At 51.3% G+C, this 10,973-nt stretch carries 14 protein-coding genes; 4 read left to right on the forward strand and 10 right to left on the reverse strand.

Features of this window, described 5'->3' with window-relative positions; all coding sequences use genetic code 11:
* Positions 1–22 precede the first annotated feature (22 nt).
* The 7 genes from ACSC94_RS03965 to ACSC94_RS03995 all read right to left on the reverse strand — a co-directional run bounded on the left by ACSC94_RS03965 (position 23) and on the right by ACSC94_RS03995 (position 4,214).
* Positions 23–853: an IS3 family transposase gene (locus ACSC94_RS03965; protein ID WP_435641766.1), complete on the reverse strand. Its 831-nt coding sequence runs from the start codon at positions 851–853 to the stop codon at positions 23–25.
* Positions 854–886: 33 nt separating this feature from the next.
* Complete coding sequence (locus ACSC94_RS03970) at positions 887–1,165, reverse strand: transposase (protein WP_435641767.1); 279 nt, start codon at positions 1,163–1,165, stop codon at positions 887–889.
* Entirely contained in the window at positions 1,110–1,532 is a 423-nt protein-coding gene (locus ACSC94_RS03975; protein ID WP_435641768.1) for a TSUP family transporter, read from the reverse strand. The genes ACSC94_RS03970 and ACSC94_RS03975 overlap by 56 nt, the downstream gene beginning before the upstream one ends.
* A gap of 169 nt (positions 1,533–1,701) precedes the next feature.
* Positions 1,702–2,325, reverse strand: coding sequence for a cation transporter (locus tag ACSC94_RS03980; protein WP_435641769.1), 624 nt, complete (start codon positions 2,323–2,325; stop codon positions 1,702–1,704).
* Entirely contained in the window at positions 2,325–2,834 is a 510-nt protein-coding gene (lspA, locus tag ACSC94_RS03985) for a signal peptidase II (RefSeq protein WP_435641770.1), read from the reverse strand. Before lspA ends, ACSC94_RS03980 begins: the two co-directional genes overlap by 1 nt.
* Before the next feature lies 1 nt (position 2,835).
* Positions 2,836–3,789: a protein-disulfide reductase DsbD domain-containing protein gene (locus tag ACSC94_RS03990; RefSeq protein WP_435641771.1), complete on the reverse strand. Its 954-nt coding sequence runs from the start codon at positions 3,787–3,789 to the stop codon at positions 2,836–2,838.
* Positions 3,786–4,214: a MerR family transcriptional regulator gene (locus tag ACSC94_RS03995; protein ID WP_435641772.1), complete on the reverse strand. Its 429-nt coding sequence runs from the start codon at positions 4,212–4,214 to the stop codon at positions 3,786–3,788. Before ACSC94_RS03995 ends, ACSC94_RS03990 begins: the two co-directional genes overlap by 4 nt.
* A 90-nt stretch (positions 4,215–4,304) precedes the next feature.
* Here ACSC94_RS03995 and ACSC94_RS04000 point away from each other — a divergent pair, with 90 nt between their 5' ends.
* Positions 4,305–4,745, forward strand: coding sequence for a hypothetical protein (locus ACSC94_RS04000; RefSeq protein ID WP_435641773.1), 441 nt, complete (start codon positions 4,305–4,307; stop codon positions 4,743–4,745).
* Between the two features lie 155 nt (positions 4,746–4,900).
* Here the strand turns inward: ACSC94_RS04000 and ACSC94_RS04005 are convergent, their stop codons facing one another.
* The 3 genes from ACSC94_RS04005 to mobQ form a co-directional block, all read right to left on the reverse strand.
* A complete protein-coding gene (locus tag ACSC94_RS04005; protein WP_435641766.1) occupies positions 4,901–5,731 on the reverse strand; it encodes an IS3 family transposase in 831 nt (276 codons plus the stop codon).
* 33 nt (positions 5,732–5,764) lie between these two features.
* Entirely contained in the window at positions 5,765–6,043 is a 279-nt protein-coding gene (locus tag ACSC94_RS04010) for a transposase (protein WP_435641767.1), read from the reverse strand.
* Between the two features lie 156 nt (positions 6,044–6,199).
* A complete protein-coding gene (mobQ, locus tag ACSC94_RS04015) occupies positions 6,200–8,149 on the reverse strand; it encodes a MobQ family relaxase (protein ID WP_435641774.1) in 1,950 nt (649 codons plus the stop codon).
* Between the two features lie 389 nt (positions 8,150–8,538).
* Here mobQ and ACSC94_RS04020 point away from each other — a divergent pair, with 389 nt between their 5' ends.
* The 3 genes from ACSC94_RS04020 (at position 8,539) to ACSC94_RS04030 (ending at position 10,935) form a co-directional block, all read left to right on the forward strand.
* Positions 8,539–9,306 (forward strand): type IV toxin-antitoxin system AbiEi family antitoxin, encoded by a 768-nt coding sequence (locus ACSC94_RS04020; RefSeq protein WP_014102797.1) that lies wholly within the window; start codon positions 8,539–8,541, stop codon positions 9,304–9,306.
* Positions 9,303–10,226, forward strand: a complete 924-nt coding sequence (locus ACSC94_RS04025) for a nucleotidyl transferase AbiEii/AbiGii toxin family protein (protein WP_014102798.1) — start codon at positions 9,303–9,305, stop codon at positions 10,224–10,226. The genes ACSC94_RS04020 and ACSC94_RS04025 overlap by 4 nt, the downstream gene beginning before the upstream one ends.
* A 361-nt stretch (positions 10,227–10,587) precedes the next feature.
* The gene (locus tag ACSC94_RS04030; protein ID WP_435641775.1) at positions 10,588–10,935 is read left to right on the forward strand and encodes a hypothetical protein; all 348 of its coding nucleotides are present in this window, start codon (positions 10,588–10,590) and stop codon (positions 10,933–10,935) included.
* Positions 10,936–10,973 lie beyond the last annotated feature (38 nt).

A 10,973-nucleotide genomic window follows, 5' to 3' on the forward strand; every position in this document is an offset into this window, starting at 1 on the left:
CCTTAACTGGTCAACCCCCATTTCAGAGTCCACCCTTTAAGTTACAATTCTGCGGAACTGGCGGCATGAATGAAGGGGCTGGAGCGTAAGCGGAGGCCCCTTCATTCATGTGTGCCTGCGGTGCTGGCGGTTTATAGCCCAGACTTGTGTGCGGGCGGATGTGGTTGTAGTGATGCCGCCACTGTTCAAGAATGACCTGCGCTTCTTTCAGCGTATGGAAGGTTTCACCGTTCAGGCATTCGTCGCGCAGGCGGCCATTAAAGCTCTCGTTATAGCCGTTCTCCCACGGGCTGCCCGGTTCGATATACAGGGTCTTGACCCCCAGCTTCGGCAGCCAGTTTCTGATCGACTTCGCCGTAAATTCTGAACCGTTGTCCGACCGGATATAATCGGGGATGCCGCGCGTGATAAACAGGTCCGTCAGCACATCCATGACATCGTCAGCTTTCAGGCTGTAGCCGGTGCGCAATGACAGGCACTCCCGCGTATATTCATCAATCACCGTCAGCGTCCTGATCTTCGTGCCGTCTTTCAACTGCTCCGCCACGAAGTCATACGCCCAGACATGGTTCGGCCAGCAGGGACGCAGCCGGATGCAAGAGCCGTCATTTAAATACAGGCGGCCTTTCTTCTTATGTTTTTGCGGGACTTTAAGGCCTTCCTGACGCCAAATACGCTCCACGCGCTTGTGATTTACGCGCCAGCCTTCCACGCGCAGCAAGGCCGCAATGCGCTTGTAGCCATACCGCCCGTAGCGCGTCGCCAGCCTGATGATTGCGGCGCTGCAGGCCACGGCTTTGACCGAGCGCCGCGCACGCGCGCCGCTCCGTGACGCCCAGCTTCTGCTGCACATAAATCACAGCCTCACGCCGCCGCTGCGGGCTGGTCAATACTTTCCCGTTGTAACTTCCTTCAATATCAGATTATCCAGTGTCAGGTCGGCAACCGCCCGTTTAAGGCGTGCATTCTCCTGCTCAAGGTCTTTCAGGCGGCGTGCCTGATCGAGGCCCAGACCACCGTACTCCTTACGCCAGCGATAATAGGTGTTCGCCGTAACCCCGATCTCCCGCAGCACTTCTTCCATGCCGCAGCCACGACCCACCATGATTTCAGCCTGCCGCAGGTGCCCGATGATCTGCTCCGATGTGTAACGCTTGCGCGCCATTTATGCCTCTCCTGTAAATTGTCCATAATTTACCCGGATTCACTTTCCGGGTGGACTCATTTATAGGGGGTGGCTCATCAGGAATTGCTGGCATCAGGAAAGCACGGGTCAAATAAACAGCAACGATAGAAGGAATTGCGAACGTAATCGCTGCCTTCATATCAATAAGACCTTGGCGATAATAACGAAAAGCACCAAAAGCTGCTGCCGATCCTACAATTAAAAGTGAGTATCCTGTTGCAGTGACAGGTGTTACACCCATAAGATAAACAAGAATTGGAACTGTCAGGATTGAACCGCCGCCGCCGATACTTCCCAATGTGACGCCCATAATAAAGGCGGCGATATATCCCAGAATTTCCATCATACTGCACAAGCCTTTTTTTTAGAGGAGCAATAATCAGAGTCTGAAAACATGTCATTAAACAGCAAAGCATAATAGCCAAACCCACTTAAGCAACTAGCGGCTACAGCCCGCCATAAGCGTTTTTCACCTAATTCAAACAAATATCCGTGTGAATGTCCGTGTCCCATATTTACTTTCCTTTTTTAATTTCGGACAAGGCTTGTCGCGTGATTTTGACGGATGAGTGCATGAACAATCCGGCGATCACAAAAGCAACGATGATATCCGGCCACGCCGTGCCGCTTGCAAAAACGCCCGCTCCGGCCAGTATCACAGCAACATTGCCGATAGCGTCATTGCGGCTGCACAGCCAGACCGAGCGAATATTGGAATCCCCTTCGCGGTATTTCAACAAAAGTAGGACGCTAACCATATTGGCTAACAGCGCCAAAAAGCCTATCGCCCCCATTGTCAATGGTTCCGGCTCACCAATGACAACAACGCGGTACAGGGTAAAGCCAAGCACAAACAGCGCCATTGCACCCAGGCTCAAGCCTTTGAGCAGAGCCGCCATTGCCCTTGTTTTTAAAGATTTACCGATCACCAGAAGCGTCACTCCATAGGTGGCGGTATCTCCAAGAAAATCAAGCGCATCAGCTTTCAGGGCCGTTGAGTCGGCCAGAAACCCTGCGATAATTTCAACCAGAAACATCAGGCCGTTAATCGCAACCACCACCCATAAAATTTTCTTATAAGTATCCGAAAGCCCCTCAAAAGACTGGCTACCGCATGAATCGCCGCATTTATCGGCCACTATTCTTCCCCCTTTAAATCTTCAAGCTTTGACGTTTTGAAAAATTCATAAAACATGAGCAGTGTTACACCGCCGACAATGGCGCTGTCTGTCAGGTTGAAAGCAGGCCAGTGATAGCCATAGACATGAAAATCCAGAATGTCGATCACATGACCGTAAGCCAGCCGCTCAAACGTGTTACCGAGTGCACCGCCGATAATCAGACCAAGCGCGACACTGACCCATAGGGATTGTGTCCGCAGCAGCCAGATAAAGAAAAAGCCTGTAATGATAAAGGCAAAGGCGGAAAGCAGCCATTTGCCATACGCCAAGCCCTGCAACATGCCGAAGCTAATACCGTCATTGCCTGTCCAGACCAGATTAAAAAACGGCGTGATTTCTATGAACCCTTCCGAATCCTGCAAATACAGCGCAACGGCTTGTTCGGTGAGGCGGTCTATCACAATAACCAAAGCGGCCAGCATGAGCGCTATGGCGGGCAAGCGATATTTTGAGAAAAAGCGTTTCATGCTATATCCCCGGCCTGATAAACACTTTTAAAATAACCGCATCTTCACCCCTGTCGGACTCCTTGCGTAGATGAATCGTAGGCTCGGATAAAAGATAATGGCTGCGCGGGCTTTGATAGGAGGTGTCTCCATCCACAACGAGTTCTTTTAAGCCCAATAAATTCGTGCATTCTCCGTCCAGCAACTCTTGCCCTGTCGCCAGCAGACGCGCTTGCTCCTCTGGATTATCCGTGCGCCAGACAACCGAGTGAGACATAAGCTCCATATCAGATACAGGCTCCATCATAATGAGCGACATATATGATTTTTGATCGTCCAGCATCAAAGAAAACGGTGAAGCCTTTGCCCCTTCTCGGCCATGCGGAATATGATGTTCGCCGCCCAACTGATTTTCAAAAAGATAATCGGCAGCTTGCAGGATTTTTTGTAAGCCAGGACAAAAGGCATCAGCTTGTTGTTCCAAAGCCGCACTCTGCTTTGCCACAGGCAGCGATAAAGACAATTCAGCGGATTCGGGAATGCATGTTTTTTCACAGACCATCCAGTCCACCTTTGCTGTGAGCATCACGGTGCCGGAGGGTGTATCTTTCGGCGGGGTGATTGTTATCGGCAGGGAAACTTTTCCGCTATAGCCGTAGGTGGTGAAGCCAAAATCCTTATATGTTTCCGTTGGCGGCCATTCAATCGCTCCGGCCTTGAAATCAGGCGGCAATGTCCACGCGACCCTGACAGGCAGACCTGAATCGCCAGGGGGATCGGCATAAGTGTGCCAGCCCTCCGTCAGATCAAAGTCCAGAAACACCTTAAATGGTGTATCAAGCTGAAGGGCCTCCACATCTGTCCGCAGTTTTAGTTTCGTGGAATCGGAGCGATATTCTTCAGTATCCTGCGCGAAAGACGGCATTATTGAAAACAATGCTGCGAGACAAAAACTAACTACCAATAAAGCTTTCATGCTTCTACCTCTTTCTTTTTTGACTTGTCACTAAGCGCATCGATAATGCTACATGTGGCATTTTTCTCGTTGGGACAGGTGTTGATTATTACGCTCAATTCCTTTTCCAGTGCGCTAAGACTGGCTTTATCTTTTTTAATTTTTTCAAGATGCCGTTTGGCAATGGCACTGGCCTTTTCGCAGGACGCATCAAGGTTTTTACTCAGTTCAAAAAGCTCGCGGATGTCCTCGATAGAAAATCCAAGCTCGCGCCCGCGCCGGATGAAAACCAGAAGATTAATATGATAATCGCTGTAAAGCCTGTGATTGCCGTCTGTTCGCTTCGGTGGCGGTAGCAGCCCAATGGATTCATAATGACGGATGGTTTGAATATTGCAGCCGCTTTGCTGTGAAAGAACCCCTATAGCCAGTTTTTGCTGTTGCATATTATGCTCTTTGAAAAAATCTACAATAGTTGTAGATTTTATACGCATACTGCGATAAAAAGACAAGACGAAAATAAAAGGAGACTCACAATGAAACGCAAATCTATAATGACCATGGCTCTGGCAGGAGCGCTGCTTGCCTATCCGGTCGCAGGTGTTTTGGCGCAAGCCCCGCAGGGCCAAGAAACTCAAAGCCAGCAAGCTCCATGGCAGGGCATGATGGGTATGGGCAAAAACATGATGGGCGGCATGGGAAACATGTCTATGGGGTGTACAGGCATGAAAAATTGTCCCTGTCCCATGATGCGGGGGCAAGGGCCGATGGCTCCGGTTGACACGCTGACCGAAGATCATGTCCGCACCATGCTTGAAAATGATTTGTCGTGGCAGGGTAATACACGCCTTAAAGTCGGTACTGTGAAAACAGGCGAAGACGGCAATATCGTGGGCGATATTGTGACGCAGGATGGCGCACTTGTTGACCGCTGGAGCGTTGACCCTAAAACGGGTGCTATGCAGCGCATGCAATAATGATATGCTTTAACCGTATACAAAAGGGCATTCAATTTCCGCAAGCATGTCCTTTTGTGTTCAAACCTTGTAAGCATCTCGACCGGCCTTGAAGCCTTCCCACGCTACATATGGGACAATAGCCAAAGCAGCAACAGGATTGGTCAACCCCCATTTCAGAGTCCACCCTTTAAGTTACAATTCTGCGGAACTGGCGGCATGAATGAAGGGGCTGGAGCGTAAGCGGAGGCCCCTTCATTCATGTGTGCCTGCGGTGCTGGCGGTTTATAGCCCAGACTTGTGTGCGGGCGGATGTGGTTGTAGTGATGCCGCCACTGTTCAAGAATGACCTGCGCTTCTTTCAGCGTATGGAAGGTTTCACCGTTCAGGCATTCGTCGCGCAGGCGGCCATTAAAGCTCTCGTTATAGCCGTTCTCCCACGGGCTGCCCGGTTCGATATACAGGGTCTTGACCCCCAGCTTCGGCAGCCAGTTTCTGATCGACTTCGCCGTAAATTCTGAACCGTTGTCCGACCGGATATAATCGGGGATGCCGCGCGTGATAAACAGGTCCGTCAGCACATCCATGACATCGTCAGCTTTCAGGCTGTAGCCGGTGCGCAATGACAGGCACTCCCGCGTATATTCATCAATCACCGTCAGCGTCCTGATCTTCGTGCCGTCTTTCAACTGCTCCGCCACGAAGTCATACGCCCAGACATGGTTCGGCCAGCAGGGACGCAGCCGGATGCAAGAGCCGTCATTTAAATACAGGCGGCCTTTCTTCTTATGTTTTTGCGGGACTTTAAGGCCTTCCTGACGCCAAATACGCTCCACGCGCTTGTGATTTACGCGCCAGCCTTCCACGCGCAGCAAGGCCGCAATGCGCTTGTAGCCATACCGCCCGTAGCGCGTCGCCAGCCTGATGATTGCGGCGCTGCAGGCCACGGCTTTGACCGAGCGCCGCGCACGCGCGCCGCTCCGTGACGCCCAGCTTCTGCTGCACATAAATCACAGCCTCACGCCGCCGCTGCGGGCTGGTCAATACTTTCCCGTTGTAACTTCCTTCAATATCAGATTATCCAGTGTCAGGTCGGCAACCGCCCGTTTAAGGCGTGCATTCTCCTGCTCAAGGTCTTTCAGGCGGCGTGCCTGATCGAGGCCCAGACCACCGTACTCCTTACGCCAGCGATAATAGGTGTTCGCCGTAACCCCGATCTCCCGCAGCACTTCTTCCATGCCGCAGCCACGACCCACCATGATTTCAGCCTGCCGCAGGTGCCCGATGATCTGCTCCGATGTGTAACGCTTGCGCGCCATTTATGCCTCTCCTGTAAATTGTCCATAATTTACCCGGATTCACTTTCCGGGTGGACTCATTTATAGGGGGTGGCTCATAACTAACAAGAGGATGGCACTACTGGTTATAAATGGGCTGGCTCACTTCCTTGATTTATCTGTCAAATACAGAAATCTTTATGGTCGATAGGCTTGGTCTTTATTAATCAGGGGCTTTTCTTCTGTTTTAGTGGTGGCAACCTTAAACGCGCCTGACATTCGGGCGGCAGGGGGCGTTTCTTCCGGGTATGGCTCGGCTTTATATTCCGGCGGCATTTTCTCCCTGATTATGGCTGCTGTTGCGATTGTCTTATTGACCACATCCTCGTTTGTCGTGATTTTTTCCGGCGGCCTGTTCTGGCTGGAGGTGGTGAATGCGCTTTGCAGGGGTGAGGATTCTTTATAGGGCTGCGATACGGGGTTTTGTAGCCTGCTGTTTTCCAGTGCCCTTTCTACGTGTACTTGAAATCCTCGTGTTTTTTCTGACGCGGGAATATGCCAGTCCCTGCGCTCCGGGCTTGGCGGTGTAGGTTTTTCTGTATGGGTTCCTAACGGCGCTGCCGGGGTGATGCTCGTGGTGCGCTCTGCTGGCTCCTGCGCCTTTAATGGCGGCGGTATTGCTTGCTTATTAATCGGCTCCGTTATGCGGGGCTGCTCTTTTGATGGTCTGAATATCTCCGGTATCCCTTCGCGCAGCAATTCGGCTTTCAGCTTTATCTTTATACCTGATTCCTGATTGGTGATTGTCTTGGGCTTTGCACTTTCCGTGAATTTTATGGTGGGGTGTTCTGCCAATGCCTTATCGATCTTGTCCACGAATGACTTGTATTTGCGGCACTGTTCATGGGTTTCTTCCATGATTTTTAGGCGGTTTTTCATGGTCTGGATTTGTTCGTGGATGCCTGTGCGGTAGGATCGGCCATAGCGGAAATTCTGACGCACGTTACGGGTCTGATATTCTTGCTCTGTCAGGCGCAAAGCTTCACGGTTCAGGATGCGGGTAAATAAAAGTTCTTTTGAGAACCGGACAATCTCTACAATCGATTTCTTGATAACAGCCGGAAGGCTGGTCTTGGCATAGATGTTCTCAAACTGCCGTACACGATGGTCAAGCCTGACCATTTCTTTTTCCAGTGTGCGAATTTGCTCTGTCAGTGGCAGGGCTGGCCATTTGCTGCGCTCGGCGTTTACTTTCTTGATGTCTTCAACCAGTTCGGCGCGGGTCTTGCCTTGGTCTATGGTTTTATAGTCCACCTCGCGTTTCTGGGTAGTGGCTTCTTTCTCGGCTGGCTGGTCTTGGGGCACGGCGGGGGCTGGGCCTTTGTCGCCGGAACCGCTGCCTTGCTTGCCGTCAGTATCGCCGGATTCATCTTCCTCATCTTTCTTGCCGTCTTCGTCTTCATCGTCCTTGCTGGTCTTTTCCTTGGCGGCTTTACCCTCCGGGCCGATATGGATTTGTGGGATGCGGTCTATGCCTTGATCGTCCAGCGTCCGGCGGTCGATTTTGGCATGGTTTAATCCAGCATGTTCCAAGGCATTGTTGGCAAGGGCTTCCCATATGGTGTGGATTAATTCGACCTCCTGCGGGCCTTGCTCCCGGTCGTCAAGGATGCGGGTTTTCTTGCCAAGCCCGTCTTTTGTCACCTCACGAGTCGTAAACAAAAGATGGGCGTGATGGTTGCGGGGGTCGTGACCATCCCCGTCAACGGGGCTATGCAGGGACGTATCAACGGCCACGTTGTAGCGTTCCACCAGCCATAGCGCCATATCGCGGGTCAGGGATTCGCGGGCGGGGGCTGGCAGCTCATGCGGCAGGGCTAGAATAATCTCCCGCGCCACGCGGGAATTTTTGCGGGTTTCTGCCGCTTCAACCGCGTTCCACAGGGTAACGCGGTTGCGGGTGATTTCCGGTGCTTGCGGTGGTGTGATGATGAACGAGGCCACAACGCCTTTGCGATTGTGGTAGCGGTGCGTATGGCCCCGCCGTTCATCATGCAGCACCGCCCCGGCGCGGTACGCGGCGGCGGCCACGGCAGAGTGGCCGTCAGCACGGGAAAACACCCGTAATGAACAATGATAAATCGCCAAGGTTTCTCTAAAAACCTTTCTTTCCCTGCGGGCGATTTATTGTTGTTCAGAATTGTTGTTTCGCCCGGTTCCCAAAATGACCGGGCGGAATAACAACAGGGCGGCAAGATGCCGCCACAGGCCCGGATTCTTAAATCAATGAGGGCCGCACCTTAAAAGCACTCCTGCGAAGCGGGGCAAACGAAGTTTGCGTAAGTGCGCTCTTAAGCCCTTATTGTTTAGGATAGCAGGGGGACATTAAGGTTTTGTTACGGAAATGCTTGAATTGCTCCACCCTTAATTCTTGCGGACTATAAAGTGATTCTTGAGAATGGCAAAGGTGAGGTGGATGGCCAGCTACAGAAAGAAAATCCTAGCCGTTACATTAAAAATAATGTATTTTAGGTAGTATGAATACCAATAACAGAGAAAAATTAAAGAATCTGTTGGACTCGCACTTGCCGGGAACCGTTTATGTCGCTTCATGGCTGGAGGGGCGCGGCATATCCCGCGACCTCCAGAAACACTACCGCAAAAGCGGCTGGTTGGAAACGGCTGGCACAGGGGCTTTCAAACGCCCCGGCGAACAAGTGTCATGGCAGGGGGGCTTATACGCCCTGCAAGCGCAAAGCGGGCTGGACGTTCATGCAGGGGCGTTGACTGCGCTGGCTCTGCAAGGCTACGCCCATTATCTGCGCCTTGGCGCGGAAACCGTCTTTTTGTTTTCGCCGCCAAAAACCAATTTGCCCGCATGGTTCAAAAATCGCGATTGGGGGCAGAAAATCCATCATTGCAAAACCTCTGCCTTGCCTCCCGCGCTTGCGCTGGCGGATTATCAGGCCGGGGCGTTTTCAATACAAATATCCACGCCGGAACGCGCCTTTCTGGAGTGTCTGCATTTATCGCCCGATACGATCGATCTGGTAGAATGTTACCAAGTGATGGAAGGCTTAACGACCTTGCGGCCCAAGCTGCTGCAACCGCTTTTGGAACAATGCAGCTCGATCAAGGTCAAACGGCTGTTTCTCTACATGGCCGAAAAAGCCGGGCATGACTGGTTCCAGCGGCTCGATACCTCTAAATTCAATTTGGGGGCGGGGGCCAGAACCGTCACCAAGGGTGGGGTTTACGTTTCCAGCTATGGCCTGACTGTACCAGAGGAGTTAGTCAAATTATGATCTCGGAAACCTACCGCGCCCAAGTTGATTTGCTGTTACAGGTCTTGCCCCATGTGGCGAAAGAAGGGTCTTTTGCCCTCAAGGGCGGCACGGCGATAAACCTGTTTGTCCGCGATATGCCCCGCCTGTCGGTTGATATTGATTTATCGTGGCTGCCGTTTGATGATCGCGCGACCGCACTTGCTGGCATTACGGATGCCCTGCGGCGCGTCAAGGCGCGGGTGGAAACCGCTATCCCCATGTCTAAGGTTGCCTTGGTTCCGCAAAGTGACGGACAGGAAGCCAAGCTAACCTGTCAGACCCAAGCCGCGCAAATCAAAGTGGAGGTGAATACCACTATCCGGGGCAATCTCTTGCCGCCGCGCATGATGGATATTGCCGATACGGTGGAGTCCGAATTTGGGCGGTTTATGACGGTTAATGTCGTGTCCCATGCAGAGTTGTTCGGTGGGAAGATATGCGCCGCTCTCGACCGCCAGCACCCCCGCGATTTGTTTGACGTTTACCACATGCTGAACAATGAAGGGCTGACGGATGATATTCGCATGGGATTTATGGCTGCGCTTTTGAGTCATTCCCGCCCCATCCATGAAATGATACGGCCTAATTTCCAAGATCAGGAAAGAGCGTTTGAAGCGCAATTTGCAGGTATGGCTTTTACGCCGTTCAGCTATAGAGATTTTGAAGATACGCGGGAGCGTCTGGTGCAGGAAATTCACAAGAGCTGGTCAGGTAATGATCGCGCTTTCTTGCTTAGCTTCAAACAAGGGAAGCCGGACTGGTCATTATTTTCCTTAGAAAATCTATCTCGTATGCCTGCCGTGCAATGGAAGCTGCTGAACATTCAAAAGCTAATAAAGCAAAATCCTGATAAATACGCCGAACAGTTTAAAGCCCTTGAAGATCGTCTTGGTGCGTAAGAAAAAGATGGATGGCCTGAAAGATAGAGTTTTTTCTGAAAGTTGAATTTGACGATATAATACCAGACTTCCCCAGAACCATCAGTTCATGGGCATATGATTACGCGGTAGGAAACGATCAAGTTTATCGGCACACCGGAATATCTGGCGCAGCCGGATTTTGATCGAATTTTGGAGAAGGTGTACAAAGTTCGTGATCGTATCTGCGTTTTGAATATTTTCTTTTGATTTTATTGAGAAAACTCTCATTTTTTATAGGCAATTGAAATCTTTAACAAATGTGCTATATAACAAAACCATGAGGAAATTTCTTCTCAGCTTCCTAATGCTTATCATGCTCACGCCTTCGCTGGCGTGTGCAATGCCAGTCTGCGCCGAACCCGCGCAAGCGGCAAAGCCGATGGCAATGTCGGATATGCCTTGCCCAAGCATGGATCACCAAGGCAAGACGAAGGAAAAAAAATCCAGTTCCGACATGTTAATGAAGGACTGTTTGGGCCTTGAATTGCTGGTGGTCGATAATGGGCCTGTAATTCATAAACCTGATGCTTCTAAGGATGTAGCAGTTATTCTGGCCTTGAATATCGGACCTGTTACCGCTTGGACATTAGACAATGTTCGCACTATTCGTGGCCCGCCGCCTGATTGGCCTAGCCATTTTCAAACTCAACCCTCCATTATTCTGACGACCCAACGTCTGCGGATTTAATCCCCGGCGCATTTTTTGTTTTTTGCGCTCAGCTTCCA

The organism is Micavibrio aeruginosavorus, from assembly GCF_051245535.1.
GTDB lineage: Bacteria > Pseudomonadota > Alphaproteobacteria > Micavibrionales > Micavibrionaceae > Micavibrio > Micavibrio aeruginosavorus_D.

Excerpts from the sequence above, each read along its gene's own strand:
- ACSC94_RS04020 (WP_014102797.1), top strand. The coding sequence starts at position 8,539 with ATGAATACCAATAACAGAGAAAAATTAAAGAATCTGTTGGACTCGCAC.
- ACSC94_RS04030 (WP_435641775.1), top strand. The coding sequence starts at position 10,588 with ATGCCAGTCTGCGCCGAACCCGCGCAAGCGGCAAAGCCGATGGCAATG.
- lspA (WP_435641770.1), bottom strand. The coding sequence starts at position 2,834 with ATGAAACGCTTTTTCTCAAAATATCGCTTGCCCGCCATAGCGCTCATG.
- ACSC94_RS04010 (WP_435641767.1), bottom strand. The coding sequence starts at position 6,043 with ATGGCGCGCAAGCGTTACACATCGGAGCAGATCATCGGGCACCTGCGG.
- ACSC94_RS03965 (WP_435641766.1), bottom strand. The coding sequence starts at position 853 with ATGTGCAGCAGAAGCTGGGCGTCACGGAGCGGCGCGCGTGCGCGGCGC.
- ACSC94_RS03990 (WP_435641771.1), bottom strand. The coding sequence starts at position 3,789 with ATGAAAGCTTTATTGGTAGTTAGTTTTTGTCTCGCAGCATTGTTTTCA.
- ACSC94_RS03995 (WP_435641772.1), bottom strand. The coding sequence starts at position 4,214 with ATGCAACAGCAAAAACTGGCTATAGGGGTTCTTTCACAGCAAAGCGGC.
- ACSC94_RS03975 (WP_435641768.1), bottom strand. The coding sequence starts at position 1,532 with ATGATGGAAATTCTGGGATATATCGCCGCCTTTATTATGGGCGTCACA.
- ACSC94_RS04025 (WP_014102798.1), top strand. The coding sequence starts at position 9,303 with ATGATCTCGGAAACCTACCGCGCCCAAGTTGATTTGCTGTTACAGGTC.
- ACSC94_RS03970 (WP_435641767.1), bottom strand. The coding sequence starts at position 1,165 with ATGGCGCGCAAGCGTTACACATCGGAGCAGATCATCGGGCACCTGCGG.
- ACSC94_RS04000 (WP_435641773.1), top strand. The coding sequence starts at position 4,305 with ATGAAACGCAAATCTATAATGACCATGGCTCTGGCAGGAGCGCTGCTT.
- ACSC94_RS04005 (WP_435641766.1), bottom strand. The coding sequence starts at position 5,731 with ATGTGCAGCAGAAGCTGGGCGTCACGGAGCGGCGCGCGTGCGCGGCGC.